This is a genomic window from Streptomyces sp. NPDC001843, from assembly GCF_042891955.1.
Taxonomy (GTDB): Bacteria; Actinomycetota; Actinomycetes; order Streptomycetales; family Streptomycetaceae; genus Streptomyces.
The window spans coordinates 72,215-87,991 of record NZ_JBIATQ010000003.1 but is presented as its reverse complement, the minus strand read 5'-3'; the positions used below and the strand labels follow the sequence as shown (position 1 = coordinate 87,991).

Below are 15,777 nucleotides of genomic sequence, written 5' to 3'. Positions count from 1 at the left end.
CCGTGACCTGCGGTTCTCAGCTCTCCTGGTCGCTTTGCCCCGGCCCGCTCGCCAGCAGCGACAGCGCCTTGGCGAGGTAGGTCTCGGTCGCCGCCTTGGTGATGCCGAGCCCGCTGAGCACGCCCTCCCCGTTCTCGTGCTCCAGCAGGGCCAGCAGGATGTGCTCGGTGCCGATGTAGTTGTGGCCGAGCCGGAGGGCCTCGCGGAAGGTGAGCTCCAGGACCTTCTTGGCCTCCGGACCGTAGGGGACGAGGTCCGGGGCGTTCTCCGCGGCCGGCGGGAGCGCGGCGGACGCGGCCTGGCGTACGGCGTCCAGCAGGACGCCCTGCGCGGTGATCGCCTTGGCGGCCAGGCCCTCCGGCTCGGCCAGCAGCCCGAGGACCAGGTGCTCGGGGCGACCCTCGGGGTTGCGGGCCGCCACCGCCTCGTTGTGCGCGGCCATGACCACGTTCCGCGCGCGCGGGGTGTAGCGGCTGAAGCCCTGGCTGGGGTCCAGGTCGGCCGACTCCTTCGGTACGAAGCGCTTCTGCGCCGCCTGCCGGGTGACGCCCATGCTCTTGCCGATGTCGGTCCAGGAGGCGCCGGAGCGCCGCGCCTGGTCCACGAAGTGACCGATCAGGTGGTCGGCGACGTCGCCCAGGTGGTCGGCGGCGATCACCGCGTCCTGGAGCTGCTCCAGGGGTTCGGTGTGGGCCGTCTTGATGGCCTGGATGAGGTCGTCGAGACGCACGGAAGCCGTGCCGGGTGAGTTCGTCGTCATGTGTCAACCATAGGTTGACACCCTGAGGTCGTCAACCCGAAGTTGACACTTCGCTCCGGCGTCTACTTCGGCGACGCCGCCAGCCGCACCGCCAGCCCCGCGAACACGGTCCCGCTGAACAGATCCAGCCACCGCGCCACCCGCCGACTGCGCCGCAGCAGCGTGGCGAGCCTGCCGGAGAGCAGCCCGATCGAGCCGTCCACCAGCAGTCCCATCACCGTGATCGTGGCGCCGAGGACGAGGAACTGCTCCCGCACACGGCCCAGTTCCGGGTTCACGAACTGCGGCAGGAAGGAGACGTTGAAGAGGATCACCTTCGGGTTCAGCAGATTGGTGACGGCCCCGCGCCAGAAAGCCCGCCGCCGCCCCGCGTCCGTGGACGCGTCCGCCTCGACCGGCGTGGAACCCCCGCGGAACGCCTTGACCGCGAGGTACAGCAGATAGGCGGCGCCCGCCCAGCGCAGCACGTGGTAGAGCGTCGGCAGCGTCAGGAACAGAGCCGACAGCCCGAGTGCCGCGGCGACCGTGTGCACGAACATCGCGCACGCCACCCCGACGGCGGCCGTCACCCCCGCCGAGGGTCCGCCCCGGCCGCCCGTCGCGACGATGAACATCATGTCGGGGCCGGGCGTGACGCACAGCGCGAAGGCGGCGACGAGGAACGCCGCGTAGAGAGACATATCCATCATTCCAAGCATGCTCGTCGCGGCATCCGAGGGCGGCGACAGGATTTCGAGACGTGAGATGCCGGGGTGCCCGGCAACGGCCGACCGGACCCTTCCCGGCGCGGTCCCGGCGCGACCGAAGGTTGTCCACAGGCTGTGGACGACCCCCGCCCACTGTCGGCGGCCCATGGCACGATCGACGGGTGAGCAGCGAAACCAGCACCGTCGAGCGCGCCTTCCGGGCCGCCCTGTACGACGATTCCGAGGCCGGGCTGGACACGGGCGCCTCCCTCCTCGCCGCCGATCCCGGGGCGGACGCCGGACTGGCCCGACGCGGGGAGGAGTTCGTCGAGGCGGCCTGGCGGCGCGGCTGGCAGCCCGGCGACGTCGTACGGCTGGTGCGGCGCGAACTGGACGACGTACACGTCTCCTTGGCGGCGGAGCTGATCCGCGCACAGGCGCCGAGAGACCGGCCACGCGGCCGGCGCTGGACCGCGCAGCTCGACGCCCTCCCGGCCGGACCGGCGCGCGGGGCCGACCGTTTCTCGCACGCCACCGCCGTCCTCGAGCTCTACCGCCTGCTGCTGCGCCTGCCCGCCCTGGAACCCCTGGAGGAATCCCGGCAGGAGCCGCAGCGGCCGGCGTCCCGCATGCTGACCCGGATCCGCGCGCTGCTCGCCAAGGCGGAGGCGACCGAGTTCCCGGAGGAGGCGGAGGCGCTGAGCGCCAAGGCGCAGGAGCTGATGGCCCGGCACAGCATCGACGAGGCGCTGCTCGCGGCCGGGGCCCCCTCGGCGGACGCGCCAGGTGCCTGCCGGATCGGAGTCGAGCCGCCGTACGAACAGGCCAAGGCGGTCCTGCTCGACGCGGTCGCCACCGCCAACCACTGCCGGGCGGTGTGGAACGAACCGCTCGGATTCTCCACGGTCGTCGGCTTCGAGCCCGACCTGGAGGCGGTCGAACTGCTCTACACCTCGCTGCTCGTGCAGGCCACGCACGCGATGGCGAAGGCCGAAGCGGCCCAGCGAGCCGGCGGCCGGAAGCGGACGAAGACGTTCCGGCAGTCCTTCCTCGCTTCCTACGCCCACCGCGTCGGCGAGCGCCTCGCGGCCGCCGCCGAGACCCAGGTCACCCAGGACCTGCTCCCGGTCCTCGCCACCCGCGAGACAGCCGTGACCGGCCGTCTGGAGGCCCTGTTCCCGCAGACCACCACGACCCGTCTGCGCGGGGTGAGCGACGAGGCGGGCTGGACGGAGGGCGCACGGGCGGCGGACCGGGCTCAGGTCAGGGCCCGGCCGCGCCTCGATTAGGCCCCGCCCGGGCAGGCAGGACTCCCGCGGCGGAGGCCCTGCCCGCCCGCCCCCGGTCGCCCGGTCTCAGTCGCCCACCTGCTGGAAGGCGCTCACGAAGGCCTGGTCGCCCGGCTTGGTCTTCCCGGCGACGGGACCGTACTTCCAGGGGAAGCTCTGGCTGTCGGTGCCACCGGGCAGGGTGATCTTGAGGGTCTTGGCCGCGAGGCTGTTCTTGCCGCCCGCCGCGCCCCGCACATAGCTGATGGTGAAGGACGCGGAGTCACCCTTCACGAGCTTCAGCTTCTGCGCCTTCGCGCCCTGCTGTGCGGAGAGGGCCGCCGTGGTGGCGCCCCCTTCGAGGGTGGCGCCGGGGAAGTGCTCCAGCGTGCAGGGCGCGCTCTGGTTGGTGATGCTGACGGGGATCTCACCCGTGTCACCGGCGGCCGGTGCCAGGCTCGCGGATCCCACCTGTACGGAGACACCGCCGATCTTGCAGGCGGAGCTGGACTTGCCCTTGTCGCCGCTGTCGCCGCCGCTGTTGCAGGCGGTCAGGACGAGTGCGGCGGCGAGTGCGGTGACGGTGAGCGGAATGGCGCGCATGAGTGGAGTCCCTGTCGAGGTCGTGACGGTCCCCAGCATCATGGTGCCTGCGCGCGCGGACCCGCCGCGCGCCCCTCCGCTAGGGCGTGCCGATGCTCGCGGTGGCGAGCCCCGAGGGCAGCTTGCCGCCCTCGGCCTTGGTGTAGGTCTCCTTGCCGAGCTTGCCCGACCAGGTGATCGTCAGGGAGCTCTTGCCGACCGAGTCGACCATTCCGGTCGTCCGGTCCTTGCCGCCGTCGGCGCAGGAAAGGTGGAGCATCTGCATTCCGGCCTCCTCGCCGGCGGTCCCGCTGCACACGGTGCCGCCGGTCACGAAGAGCGCCGCCTTCTTGCCGGTGACCACCAGGGCCACGGCCTTGCCGTCGTGCGTGGCGAGCCAGCTGCCCTGCAGGCCGCCGGACGCGCCGGTGACCCCGCCCGTACCGGCGCCGGTGTCCGCGGTGGAGGCCCCGGCCGAGGACCCGGCCGGGCTCGGGCTCGTCGAGGCGTCGTCGGAACCGCCCCCTCCGCCGCAGGCGGTGAGCGCGAGCGCGCCCGCCAGCCCCACGGTCACGGCCGCGACCCGCACCCTCGTGCGCGCCGCCGGGGCCACCCTCGTAGTCGGCGAAGTCACTGCAAGCTCCCGAGCTGTAGGCGGAAACGGCCGCCGGTTGGCCGCTGGGACCGCAGCAAGCTACCAGCCCGACCCTGGCGGTCCGCCGGGCGCCCGGTAGGTGTTCCCTGTGCGGGCGCCGATCCGGCCGGTCACGCAAACCGGGCCGTTAGGTGAAGACTGGAACAGTAAGGGCCCGCCACGCGTCTGTTCTTAGTGCGAGAAGGAATTCGATCCCGACGACCCGGCGCGGCCGACGGCGAGGAAGATCATGAACGGGGGTTGGCATTCGCATGTCCTGGGAGTACCGGGGCACATGCCGCGACAGCTTCGGTGACTGGTCGGTAAAGCACTCGTCAAGGCTGTAACCGGAGGAACACCCCACGTGCACGTGCATCTGCTCATGCATCTGCACGTGAAGGGGGTTATGATCCGGACCAGTTGACCACCGCATCTATGGCCACAACAGCCAAAGTGCACCACCGGGGAGCGACCTGTGGACCGCGACGTTGACGGCGTGTACGGGGGGTACGACGTGTACAACGGCATGGCTGCCACGCAGCTGGACGGCGTGGCCTGGCAGAAGAGCAGGCACAGCAATTCGCAGGGTTCTTGTGTGGAGTTCGCCCGGCTGCCGGGCGGGGATGTGGCGGTGCGCAACTCGCGCTTCCCGGACGGTCCCGCGCTCGTCTACACGCGCGCGGAGATCGAGGCGATGCTGCTGGGCGTCAAGGACGGCGAGTTCGACCACCTGGTAGCCGGCTGATCCGGCTGATCCGGCTGATCCGGCTGGGCCACATGCCCGGCGCGGACAGGCAGAAGGGGTGGGTCGAGGGGGGCAGAGCGGGGCGAAGGTGACAACGCGTCCGTGGACGCGCGTAGAAACGCGGCGTCAGAGGGCGCCGCGTCGCGTCATTCGTCCGGCTGCAGCCGGAACAGCGCCCAGACGACCTTGCCGCCCAGGGTGCCCGCCAGCGGGTGCCAGCCCCAGCTGTCGCTGAAGGAGTCGACCAGGAACAGGCCGCGGCCCGACTCGGCCGAGCAGTCGTCCGAGTCGCGCGCGACCGGGGTGTCATGGCTGGGGTCGCGCACCGCGCACACCAGCCGCCCGGTGCACCGCATCAGATGGAGCCGCACCGACGAGGCCTCGTCCGGGCATCTGCCGGCGTCCTCCGGCAGCGCGTGCCGCAGGGCGTTGGTGACGAGTTCGGAGACGACCAGGCATATGTCGTCGAAGCGATTGCCCAGGGTCCACTGGTCGAGGGTCAGGCGGGTGAACCGGCGGGCCTCGCGGACCGCGTCGTAGCGGGCGGGCAGAGCACAGGAGGCGGCGTTGGACACGGCGTCCGGATCCAGCGGCGGAAGGCCCTGCCGTAACGGCTCGAGCATGGTCGATCCATTCGTCCCCATGCGAGGCACTCCCGGGAATTCGCGGTCGTTGCGATGCAGCGGTGGCGCGAGACCATGGTTTCGGATGCGCACAACAGATGCAAGGGCAGATGCACGTGCACGAGACCGAATTGGGTGCACCCGTACCACTTGTTGGCCATTTTTTCCGCCAACCTGATGTACGTCGGACACCTCTTCCTTGCAGGTCGCTGTGTGAAATCATGGGCGTCTTTCCGTTTCCGTAACCGGGCGAGTACTGCTCGAAGTGTTTTAGTGGCAGACTGCGGCCCCTGAAGACGGTTGGGGAGGCTGGCGAACGTGAGCGCGGGAGAGCCGGGATCGGTGGTGCGGCGCATGCTGCTCGGATCACAACTCAGGCGACTGCGTGAATCGCGGGGGATCACGCGCGAGGCGGCGGGTTACTCGATCCGCGCCTCCGAGTCGAAGATCAGCCGGATGGAGCTGGGCCGGGTGAGCTTCAAGACGAGGGACGTGGAAGACCTGCTGACGCTGTACGGCATCACTGACGAGGCCGAACGCGACTCCCTGCTTTCCCTCGCCAAGGAGGCCAACGTGGCAGGGTGGTGGCACAGCTACTCCGACGTGCTGCCGAGCTGGTTCCCCACCTATGTGGGTCTGGAGGGCGCGGCCTCGCTGATCCGGGCGTACGAGGTGCAGTTCGTGCACGGCCTGCTGCAGACGGAGGAGTACGCCCGCGCGGTCGTGCGGCGCGGTATGAAGGGCGCGAGCACGGCCGACGTCGAGCGGCGTGTGGCGCTGCGCCTGGAGCGGCAGAAGTGCCTGGTCGCCGAGAACGCCCCCGACCTCCACATCGTCCTCGACGAGGCCGCCCTGCGCCGCCCGTACGGCGACCGTGAGGTGATGCGCGGGCAGCTCCAGCACCTCATCGAGATCTCCGAGCGGCCCAATGTCCGGCTGCAGGTCATGCCCTTCAGCTTCGGCGGCCACTCCGGCGAGAGCGGTGCCTTCACCATCCTCAGCTTCCCCGAGTCCGACCTGTCGGACGTGGTCTACCTGGAGCAGCTGACCAGCGCGCTCTACCTGGACAAGCGCGAGGACGTCGCCCAGTACGAGCAGGTCCTCAAGGAGCTCCAGCAGGACAGCCCCGGACCGGACGAGAGCCGGGACCTGCTGCGGGGACTGCTGCAGCTTTCCTGACGCACGGTGAACCCGGTCTCGCAGACCGTCGTATCCCCAGGTGGCGCCCAACTCACCGCAATCACAAGTACGATGACGTGTGATCAGTCTCATCGGACCGTGAAGTTGATCGGGTGTCTGTCTCGACCGCTTCGGCAGCAAGGGATCGAGGGATCACATGTCGTCCTGCTTCACCGACCTGGCCCAGCAGTACATAGACGGTGAGTGGCGCCCGGGCACCGGATCCTGGGACATCATCGACTTCAACCCGTACGACGGCGAGAAGCTGGCCTCGATCACCATCGCCACCGCTGACGAGGTCGACGAGGCCTACCGGGCGGCCGCCAGGGCGCAGCGGGAATGGGCCGAGACCAATCCGTACACCCGCCGCGTCTTCTTCGAGAAGGTCCTGCGCCTCGTCGAGGAGCGGGAGCACCAGATCACCGAGATGATCATCGCTGAGCTCGGTGGCACGCGTATGAAGGCCCAGCTGGAACTGCACCTGGCCAAGGAGTTCCTGCGTGAGGCGGCCGGGCTGGCGCTGCGCTGCGAGGGCCGGATCCTGCCCTCGCCGATCGACGGCAAGGAGAACCGCCTCTACCGCGTCCCGGTCGGCGTGGTGGGCGTCATCAGCCCCTTCAACTTCCCGTTCCTGCTGTCGGTCAAGCCTGTCGCATCCGCCCTCGCGCTCGGCAACGCCGTCGTCCTCAAACCGCACCAGGACACCCCGATCTGCGGTGGCACACTGCTCGCCAAGCTCTTCGAGGACGCGGGTCTGCCGCCCGGCCTGCTGAACGTGGTGCTCACCGACATAGCCGAGATAGGCGACGCCTTCATCGAGCACCCGGTCCCCAAGCTGATCTCCTTCACCGGCTCCGACAAGGTCGGCCGGCACATCGCCACCGTGTGCGCCGCGCAGCTCAAGCGCACGGTCCTCGAACTGGGCGGCAACAGCGCGCTGGTGGTGCTGGACGACGCCGACATCGACTACGCGGTGGACGCGGCCGTCTTCAGCCGGTACGCCGACCAGGGACAGGTCTGCATGGCCGCGAACCGCGTCCTGGTGGACCGCTCGGTGGCGGACGAGTTCACCGAGAAGTTCGTCGCCAAGGTGAGAACGCTCAAGACCGGAGACCCGAGCGACCCGCAGACGGTCATCGGACCGGTCATCAACTCCCTGCAGGCCAACGCCCTCTCCGCCGCGATCGAGCAGGCCGTCACCGAGGGCGCCACACTCCTGGTGGGGGGCGCGACCACCGACAACCTGGTGGAGCCCTCCGTCCTGACGGACGTGCCCACCGACTCCTCACTGCTGCACAAGGAGATCTTCGGCCCCGTCGCCCTGCTCGTCCCCTTCGACGCCGAGGAGGAGGCGGTCCGCATCGTCAACGACACCCCGTACGGCCTCAGCGGCGCCGTCCACACCGCGGACGTCGAGCGGGGCGTCTCCTTCGCGAAGCGGATCGACACCGGAATGTTCCACGTGAACGACGGCACGATCCACGACGAGCCCCTCGTCCCCTTCGGCGGCGAGAAGCACTCCGGGATCGGCCGGCTGAACGGCGAGACCACGCTGGACGCCTTCACCACGCTGAAGTGGATCTCGGTGCAGTACGGGCGGAGCACCTTCCCCTTCTGAGGAAGCTCTCCTCCCACGGAGGCTTGCGGACAGCACCTGACCGCAAGGGTCCGTAACGTCGTCGGTGTCAGGCAGCAGGAGCCAACCGACGAAAGGCGGCCGGTCATGGTCACTCACGTACGAGCCGAGGCGCGGGGCGACGAGCGGGGAGCGCTGCTCTCCTTCCTCGCGGAGCAGCGCGGCGGCATCCGGCGGGCCGTGCTGGGGCTCACCGAGGAACAGGCCGCGAGCCGGCCCAGCGCTAGTGAGCTGTCCTTGGCCGGGTTGGTCAAGCACGTCGCCGAGGTCGAGCAGGGCTGGGTGGCCCGGGCCAAGGGCGAGCCGCCGGCGGTCAAGCGCGACGAGTCGAACTGGCACGAGTGCTTCCGGCTGGCCGAGGGCGAGACCCTCGCCTCCCAGCTCGCGTACTGGGAGCAGGTCGCCGCCGAGACCGAGGAGTTCATCCGCTCCGCCTCCAGCCTCGACGACACCTTCCCGCTGCCGAACGACCCCTGGTTCCCGCCGGACGAGGCCGTCTCGCTGCGCTGGCTCTGCCTGCACCTGATCCGGGAGACCGCCCGGCACGCCGGCCACGCCGACATCATCCGGGAGTCACTGGACGGCAGGACGGCGTTCGAGCTGGTCGCCCAGGAACAGGCCCGGACCGTCGATGGGGGAGACCCGGACCGTCAGTGATGGAACCCGGTGGCCGCCTCCCGGTCCTTCGTCGCCGGGTGCGACTGCCGGCGCAGTTCGGGCAGCAGACGGCGCAGGTCCTCCGTGAACATCTCGGCGAGGTCGGCGGAGAAACCGTTGCGGCACACCACCCGCAGGACGGCCAGGTCCTCCCGGTTGGGCGGGAAGGTGTAGGCGGGGACCAGCCAGCCGTTCTCCCGCAGGCGCCGGGAGACGTCGAAGACGTCGTACGCCGTGACGTCCTCGGCGGTGGTGAAGGCGAAGACCGGCAGCTCGTCGCCCCGGGTCAGCAGCCGGAAGTCGCCCAGCGCCTCGATCCGGTCGGCCAGGCCGCGCGCCACGTCGCGCGTGGCCTGCTGCACCGCCCGGAAGCCCTCCCGGCCCAGCCGCAGGAACGTGTAGTACTGGGCGACGACCTGGGCGCCCGGCCGGGAGAAGTTGAGGGCGAACGTCGGCATGTCGCCGCCGAGGTAGTTGACGCGGAAGACGAGCTCCTCCGGGAGGGCCTCCTTGTCCCGCCACAGCGCCCAGCCGACCCCGGGGTAGACCAGCCCGTACTTGTGCCCGGAGGTGTTGATGGAGGCCACGCGCGGGAGACGGAAGTCCCACACCAGGTCCTCGTCCAGGAAGGGCGCGACCATGGCGCCGGACGCGCCGTCCACGTGCACCGGGACGTCGAGGCCGGTCCGCGCCTGGAGGTCGTCCAGGGTCGCGCACAGGTCGGCGATCGGCTCGTACGACCCGTCGAAGGTGGAGCCGAGGATGCCGACGACCCCGATCGTGTTCTCGTCGCACAGCTCGGCCGCCGCCTGCGGGTCGAGGTGGTACCGGTCGCCCTCCATGGGCACCAGGCGGGCCTCCACCTCCCAGAAGTTGCAGAACTTCTCCCAGCACACCTGCACGTTGACGCCCATGACCAGGTTCGGGCGGGCGTCCGCCGACGGGTAGCGGTCGGCGTTGCGCCGCATCCAGCGCCGTTTGAGCGCCATTCCGGCGAGCATGCACGCCTCGCTGGAGCCGGTCGTCGAGCACCCCACGGCGGCCGACGGGTCCGGCGCGTGCCACAGGTCGGCGAGCATCGCCACACAGCGCCGCTCCAGCTCGGCGGTGCGCGGGTACTCGTCCTTGTCGATCATGTTCTTGTCCCGGCACTCGGCCATCAGCACCCCGGCCTGCGGCTCCATCCAGGTGGTGACGAAGGTGGCCAGGTTCAGGCGGGCGTTGCCGTCCAGCATCAGCTCGTCGTGCACGATCTGCGCCGCCGTGGTGGGCGGCATCGGCTCGTAGGGGAGCCGGTTCTTGGGCGGCGCCTCGGTCATCTCGACGACCGGGTTCGCCTCCCCGAAGAACGGGTTGACGGACATGGGCCGCTCGTCGGGCTTCCCGGGGCCTTTGTGCAGTGCCATGGAGATGTCTCCCTGGAGAGGGTCGAGAGGATCAGCGGACGGAGGTCCCGTCGGCGCGCAACTGCATCTGGGGCCGCCCCGTCACCAGCAGCCAGGCCGGCAGCGAGGCGATGCACAGCAGGGCGAAGATCGTCGGCGAGGCCACGAGGACCCCGGCCGTGAACAGACTGATCCAGCCCTGCCGGGTGACGGCCAGCAGGACGCCCAGCACACCCGCCGCCACACCCACCGCCGGTTGTACACCAGGGACGAGGGCGTGGGCGGCGAGTCCGAAGGCGGCGCCGATGAAGACGGACGGGAAGATCCGTCCCCCGCGGAACCCGCAGGACGCGGCGACGAGCAGCGCGGCCAGCTTCACCACCGCCATCACCGCGAACTGCCCCGCCGACCAGCCGTCCGGGTTCCGGGCCAGCGTCGCCACCTCCGACAGCCCCTTGAAGAGCGTCAGATGACCGCCCAGCGCCCCCAGCAGGCCGAGGACCAGCCCGCCGACGGGCAGCGCCAGCATCGGGTGCCGCAGCCGCCGGAACGCGTCGTGGACGTGCGGGAAGCCGTACACCGCGCACATGCCGAACACCGCGGCCAGACAGGCGACGACCAGCGCGGCCACCAGATCGCCCCAGCCGGGGTGGTGGCCGACCGGGGGCAGGCCGAGGTCGAAGGTGGGATGGGCCAGCAGGGTGGTCGTCATGGCGCCCACGGCCCCCGCGGCCAGCGGCCCGAAGAGGTTGTCCCACAGCGCGCCCTTCAACGGCCGGCCGGCCAGCGCCTCGGAGAGCACCAGCGCCGCCGCCACCGGCGTGCCGAACAGGGCGCCGATCGTCGCCGCCTCCGCCAGCACCGGCCACATCGCCCCCGGCATCCGGGGAATCAGCCTGCTGCCCAGCCAGAAGGCGAGCGCCACGTTCGTCGCGATGATCGGGTTCTCCGGCCCGAGGCTCGGACCGCCCGCCAGCATCAGCGCGGTCGCCAGCAGCAGGCCGGGCAGCACCACGAGGGGCAGCACCGGGGCACTGAGCCCCACGGTGGCCGGATCGGGGCCCGCGTGACCGGGGACCTTCCACACGACCAGCCCCACGGCGAGCCCGGTCGCGGTGAGCATGACCAGCATCCACAGCACGGAGTACCGGCCGATGCCCAGCGCGTCGGGAAGCGTCCCCCACAGCACCCCCTGCAACCGCTCGGCCAGACCGCTCACCAGCAGATAGAGGAGACTGGCGCCCACGCCGACCAGTACCGCGGGCAGGATCAGGGGCAGCAGGGCGCGCGCCGGTGCCGCCGGTGCGGCGGGCGCCTGCTGCGCGGTGTCCTGGGCCACGCGCCCACCATAAGTGGGTGAAGCGGACGGAACATCTCGAACGGGCCGGGGCTTGCACCTCACGTCGCGTGAGGGCTCAGCGTAGGGGCGTACCGAGAAGGGAGCGGACGAAGTGAGCTACTCCGTGGGACAGGTCGCCGGCTTCGCCGGAGTCACGGTGCGCACCCTGCACCACTACGACGACATCGGCCTGCTCACCCCGAGCGAGCGCAGCCACGCGGGCCACCGGCGCTACAGCGACGCCGACCTCGACCGGCTGCAGCAGATCCTGTTCTACCGGGAGCTCGGCTTCCCGCTCGACGAGGTCGCGGCCCTGCTCGACGATCCCGACGCGGACCCGCGCGCGCACCTGCGCCGGCAGCACGAACTGCTGACCGCCCGGATCGAGAAGCTGCGCGAGATGGCCGAGGCCGTGGAGCACGCCATGGAGGCACGCACGATGGGCATCAATCTCACGCCGGAGGAGAAGTTCGAGGTGTTCGGGGACAAGGACCCCGAGGACTACGCCGAGGAGGCCGAGCGGCGCTGGGGCGGAACGCACAGCTACGAGGAGTCACAGCGCCGCGTGGCCCGCTACACCAAGGACGACTGGAAGCAGATCCAGTCCGAGGTCGCCGAGTGGGGGAAGGCGTACGCGGCGCTCGTCGGCGCGGGGGAGCCGCCGACATCCGAGCGGTCGATGGACCTCGCCGAGGCGCACCGGCAGCACATCAGCAAATGGTTCTTCGACTGCCACGTGAAAACCCACCAGGGCCTGGCGGAGATGTACGTCTCCGACGAGCGCTTCCGCGCGTTCTACGAGGCGATGCATCCGGGTCTGCCCGAACACCTCAGGGCGGCGATCACGGCGAACGCCGCCCGCCGCACAGCGTGACACCCCGGCCCGGGCGCACCCCCGGGCCGGGACCACCGCCTTCCGGCTCACAGGTTCGTGCCGGGCGGCGCACAGCGCATCCCGGAGGCACCGGTGGAACCTGGGGCGGACGCGGCGCGTTGATAGTTTTGTGCGGCCGCACAGGTAAGCGGCGATCGCCTCATCCCCACAGGAGCCCGGACCCGTGATGACACTCGCCCTCGGCCCGAGCTGGCTGGACCCCAACTATCTGCTCGACACGTACAGCATCTGGGGCCTGCTCCTCATCGTCTTCGCCGAGTCGGGCCTGCTCATCGGCTTCTTCCTGCCGGGTGACTCGCTGCTGTTCACCTGCGGGCTGCTGATCACCTCCGGTGACCTGGACTTCCCGCTGTGGGGGGCGATCGCCCTGATCTGCCTCGCCGCGATCCTCGGCGACCAGGCGGGCTACATGTTCGGCAAGAAGGTCGGCCCGTCCCTCTTCAACCGGCCCGACTCACGCCTGTTCAAGCAGGAGAACGTCACCAAGGCGCACGAGTTCTTCGAGAAGTACGGCCCGAAGTCGCTGGTCCTGGCCCGTTTCGTGCCCATCGTGCGGACGTTCACGCCGATCATCGCCGGGGTCAGCGGCATGCGGTACCGCTCGTTCCTGGCCTTCAACGTCATCGGCGGCGTCCTGTGGGGCGCGGGCGTGACCCTGCTCGGCTCCTGGCTGGGCAACGTCGACTTCGTCAACAAGCACATCGAGCTGATCCTCATCCTGATCGTGCTCGTCTCGGTGATCCCGATCGCCATCGAGTTCCTCCGGGCCCGCTCCAAGGCCAATAACGCCCCGCCCGCCGAACCGGCCCAGCAGCAGCCCCCCGTCATGGACGACGCGACGACCCGGCTGCGCCGCATCGAGCCGGACCAGCAGTACGAGCCCTACCGGCAGGAACAGCAGCAGGGCTGGAACCAGGGCTACGACGACCAGGGCTACGACGACCAGGGCTACGACAGCCAGGGCTACGGCAACCAGTCCTACGACCAGCAGCAGTACCCGCAGCAGTACGGCCAGCAGCAGTACCCGCAGCAGTACGACCAGCAGCAGTACCCGCAGGACAACGGCCGCCAGCAGTACCCGCAGGACTACAACCAGGGCAACTACCGCCAGTAGGCCTCAGAAGCCCCGCGTCCGCTTGGCCGCCCGCCGCCCCTCCGCGGAGCCGAACCGCAGGAACAGGCGGGAGATCTCCGATCCCAGGTTCACCCCGATCGCGATGGCCATGGCGAGCGACGCCGCCTTGGCCAGCGACACCAGGCCCTTGTCCACGTCGTTCTGCGCCATCGCCAACAGCCCGAAGTAGGTGGCCGAACCCGGCAGCAGCGGACCGATCGCCGCTGTCGTGTAAGGCAGGGCCGAGGCGAAGCGGTAGCGGGACAGCAGCTGCCCGAACAGGCCGACCAGCCCGGCCGCCACGGCCGTGGAGGCCACCGGTGAGATGTCGCCGGCGTAGCGCATCGCCCCGTACACCGACCAGGCGACACCGCCGTTGAGGGTCACGGCCAGCACGGTGGATCGTTCCTGCTGGAGCAGTACGGCGAAGGTCAGTGACAGCAGCATCGACGCGGCGATCTCCAGCACCGGGCGTTGGGCGAGGTTCAGCGACGCGTCCGGATTGAGCTTGGCGCCGAACTTGACGCCGAAGTACAGCACCACCAGCACGCCGGTGACGATGCCGACGAAGAAGTACATGACCTCCAGCAGCCGAGCGGAGGCGGTGATGTAGAACCCGGTCAGCCCGTCCTGCACGCCCGCCACCAGCGCCCGCCCCGGCAGCAGCGCGAACAGCCCACCGGTGATGACCGCGGAGGCCACCACGTCGACGTGGGTCGCCGTGAGGGTCACACCGATCGCCGCGGGCGGCATCGCGGCCACCGTGAACTGGTAGAACTCCGGCAGTCCGCGTCCCGCGCACAGCCACGCCAGCCGGTCGCCGAGCATCGCGCCCAACGCGGCCAGCACGAACACGATCACGTCGCCGCCGACCAGCAGGGAGGCCGCGCCCGCCAGCCCCCCCGCGGCCAGGGTGAGCGCCCAGCCGGGGTACGGGTGCCGGTTCCGGCGGATCTCGGCGAGACGGCGGTAGGCCTCCTCCAGCGAGATGCTGGTCTCGGGGTCGGTCAGGTCGTCCACGAGCCGGAAGACCGCCGAGAGCCGCGTGTAGTCGGTGCCCCGGCGCCGCACCGTCCGGGACGCGGTGACCGGGTCGTCCACCAGGGACGGCTGGTGCGAGATGGACAGCAGGGTGAAGGTGACGTTCGGCTCGCACCGGTCCAGCCCGTAACTGCGGCACACCGCGAACATCGCGGCCTCCACGTCCTCGGCGTTCTCACCGCCCGCGAGCAGCAGTTCACCGATACGCAGGGTCAGGTCGAGCACGCGCGGGACGGCCGGCCCGCCCTCGTCCACCTTCTGCACGAGCTCCGGCGCGGGCCGTTCCGCCACCGGCATGCGCAGCATCGTGCGCATCCGGTCCTGCCAGGGCGCGTCCTTGATCAGACTGACCGTCGGTATCCCGTTCGGCGGGGTGAACGCGGGCGGTGTCTGGGCACTGTAGGTGCTAGGCAGGCTGAAAGCCGACCCCTCCGGCTCGGGCCCCGGCGGCTGCGGCGTGCCCAGCCCCCGCGGCACGGCGAACTCGGAGGTGGTCTCGGACTCGTCACCCGCCCTGGACAGCGCGAGCCCGGCCGGGATGGCGAACTCCGACGTCATCTCCGGGTCGTACGAGCTTCTCGCCTCGTCCGACCGAGGCTTGCGCTCCTCCGCCTCCGTCACTCCTGAAATCTCCCTGGACGACCGTCTGCGTAAGCCAGTATGCGCATGACCACGCGAGCGGGCCGCGGCATCCCCTCGGGTTGCCGCGGCCCGCGATCATCAAACCGTCGGGTCGGTCAGTGGCCGCCCTGCTCCTTGAAGCGCTTGTACGACCGCTCGATCTCCACCTCGGCGTCCGTACGGCCCACCCAGTTGGCGCCCTCGACCGACTTGCCGGGCTCCAGGTCCTTGTAGACCTCGAAGAAGTGCTGGATCTCCAGGCGGTCGAACTCGGACACGTGGTGGATGTCACGCAGGTGCTCCACACGCGGGTCGGTGGCCGGCACGCACAGCAGCTTGTCGTCGCCGCCAGCCTCGTCCGTCATCCGGAACATGCCGATGGCACGGCACCGGATCAGGCAGCCCGGGAAGGTCGGCTCGTCGAGGATGACCAGCGCGTCCAGCGGGTCGCCGTCCTCGCCGAGGGTGTTCTCGACGAAGCCGTAGTCGGTCGGGTAGGCGGTCGAGGTGAAGAGACGACGGTCCAGGCGGATCCGACCGGTCTCGTGGTCCACCTCGTACTTGTTCCGCGAACCCTTCGGAATCTCGATCGTGACGTCGAACTCCACCGGT

At 70.2% G+C, this 15,777-nt stretch carries 16 protein-coding genes; 7 read left to right on the top strand and 9 right to left on the bottom strand.

Annotated features, from left to right (window positions below):
• Positions 1-16: 16 nt before the first annotated feature.
• A complete protein-coding gene (locus tag ACFYZQ_RS08855) occupies positions 17-760 on the bottom strand; it encodes a Clp protease N-terminal domain-containing protein (protein WP_389143476.1) in 744 nt (247 codons plus the stop codon).
• A gap of 62 nt (positions 761-822) precedes the next feature.
• The gene (locus tag ACFYZQ_RS08850) at positions 823-1,449 is read right to left on the bottom strand and encodes a LysE family translocator (RefSeq protein WP_389143474.1); all 627 of its coding nucleotides are present in this window, start codon (positions 1,447-1,449) and stop codon (positions 823-825) included.
• Between the two features lie 179 nt (positions 1,450-1,628).
• Here ACFYZQ_RS08850 and ACFYZQ_RS08845 point away from each other — a divergent pair, with 179 nt between their 5' ends.
• The gene (locus ACFYZQ_RS08845) at positions 1,629-2,735 is read left to right on the top strand and encodes a DUF2786 domain-containing protein (protein ID WP_389143471.1); all 1,107 of its coding nucleotides are present in this window, start codon (positions 1,629-1,631) and stop codon (positions 2,733-2,735) included.
• Positions 2,736-2,801: 66 nt separating this feature from the next.
• On the opposite strand, the gene ACFYZQ_RS08840 is transcribed toward ACFYZQ_RS08845, so the two are convergent.
• Together ACFYZQ_RS08840 and ACFYZQ_RS08835 are read right to left on the bottom strand one after the other, a co-directional pair.
• The gene (locus ACFYZQ_RS08840) at positions 2,802-3,317 is read right to left on the bottom strand and encodes a DUF4232 domain-containing protein (protein WP_389143469.1); all 516 of its coding nucleotides are present in this window, start codon (positions 3,315-3,317) and stop codon (positions 2,802-2,804) included.
• Between the two features lie 79 nt (positions 3,318-3,396).
• The gene (locus ACFYZQ_RS08835) at positions 3,397-3,930 is read right to left on the bottom strand and encodes a hypothetical protein (RefSeq protein ID WP_389143466.1); all 534 of its coding nucleotides are present in this window, start codon (positions 3,928-3,930) and stop codon (positions 3,397-3,399) included.
• Between the two features lie 475 nt (positions 3,931-4,405).
• On the opposite strand from ACFYZQ_RS08835, the gene ACFYZQ_RS08830 reads away from it, so the two are divergent.
• A complete protein-coding gene (locus ACFYZQ_RS08830) occupies positions 4,406-4,675 on the top strand; it encodes a DUF397 domain-containing protein (RefSeq protein WP_389143463.1) in 270 nt (89 codons plus the stop codon).
• Between the two features lie 146 nt (positions 4,676-4,821).
• Here ACFYZQ_RS08830 and ACFYZQ_RS08825 read toward each other — a convergent pair whose 3' ends face one another.
• The gene (locus ACFYZQ_RS08825) at positions 4,822-5,298 is read right to left on the bottom strand and encodes an ATP-binding protein (protein ID WP_389143460.1); all 477 of its coding nucleotides are present in this window, start codon (positions 5,296-5,298) and stop codon (positions 4,822-4,824) included.
• 354 nt (positions 5,299-5,652) lie between these two features.
• Here ACFYZQ_RS08825 and ACFYZQ_RS08820 point away from each other — a divergent pair, with 354 nt between their 5' ends.
• From ACFYZQ_RS08820 to ACFYZQ_RS08810, 3 genes are all read left to right on the top strand, one after another.
• Complete coding sequence (locus ACFYZQ_RS08820) at positions 5,653-6,477, top strand: helix-turn-helix domain-containing protein (RefSeq protein WP_389144701.1); 825 nt, start codon at positions 5,653-5,655, stop codon at positions 6,475-6,477.
• 157 nt (positions 6,478-6,634) lie between these two features.
• Positions 6,635-8,095, top strand: coding sequence for an aldehyde dehydrogenase family protein (locus ACFYZQ_RS08815; protein ID WP_389143457.1), 1,461 nt, complete (start codon positions 6,635-6,637; stop codon positions 8,093-8,095).
• Between the two features lie 105 nt (positions 8,096-8,200).
• A complete protein-coding gene (locus ACFYZQ_RS08810) occupies positions 8,201-8,770 on the top strand; it encodes a DinB family protein (RefSeq protein WP_389143455.1) in 570 nt (189 codons plus the stop codon).
• On the opposite strand, the gene ACFYZQ_RS08805 is transcribed toward ACFYZQ_RS08810, so the two are convergent.
• Positions 8,764-10,176 carry a glutamate decarboxylase gene (locus ACFYZQ_RS08805; protein WP_389143452.1) on the bottom strand — a complete coding sequence of 471 codons (1,413 nt, stop codon included), beginning with the start codon at positions 10,174-10,176 and terminating at the stop codon, positions 8,764-8,766. The genes ACFYZQ_RS08810 and ACFYZQ_RS08805 overlap by 7 nt on opposite strands.
• A 31-nt stretch (positions 10,177-10,207) precedes the next feature.
• The gene (locus ACFYZQ_RS08800) at positions 10,208-11,494 is read right to left on the bottom strand and encodes an ion channel protein (RefSeq protein ID WP_389143450.1); all 1,287 of its coding nucleotides are present in this window, start codon (positions 11,492-11,494) and stop codon (positions 10,208-10,210) included.
• Positions 11,495-11,606: 112 nt separating this feature from the next.
• Between ACFYZQ_RS08800 and ACFYZQ_RS08795 the strand changes: the two genes are divergently transcribed.
• Both ACFYZQ_RS08795 and ACFYZQ_RS08790 read left to right on the top strand, forming a co-directional pair.
• Positions 11,607-12,368 (top strand): MerR family transcriptional regulator, encoded by a 762-nt coding sequence (locus ACFYZQ_RS08795; protein WP_389143447.1) that lies wholly within the window; start codon positions 11,607-11,609, stop codon positions 12,366-12,368.
• A gap of 184 nt (positions 12,369-12,552) precedes the next feature.
• Complete coding sequence (locus tag ACFYZQ_RS08790; RefSeq protein ID WP_389143445.1) at positions 12,553-13,503, top strand: DedA family protein; 951 nt, start codon at positions 12,553-12,555, stop codon at positions 13,501-13,503.
• Between the two features lie 3 nt (positions 13,504-13,506).
• Here ACFYZQ_RS08790 and ACFYZQ_RS08785 read toward each other — a convergent pair whose 3' ends face one another.
• Together ACFYZQ_RS08785 and ACFYZQ_RS08780 are read right to left on the bottom strand one after the other, a co-directional pair.
• Positions 13,507-15,165, bottom strand: coding sequence for a threonine/serine exporter ThrE family protein (locus ACFYZQ_RS08785; protein WP_389143443.1), 1,659 nt, complete (start codon positions 15,163-15,165; stop codon positions 13,507-13,509).
• 116 nt (positions 15,166-15,281) lie between these two features.
• On the bottom strand, positions 15,282-15,773 hold the full coding sequence (locus ACFYZQ_RS08780; RefSeq protein WP_030342671.1) for an inorganic diphosphatase: 492 nt from the start codon (positions 15,771-15,773) through the stop codon (positions 15,282-15,284).
• Between the last annotated feature and the right edge of the window lie 4 nt (positions 15,774-15,777).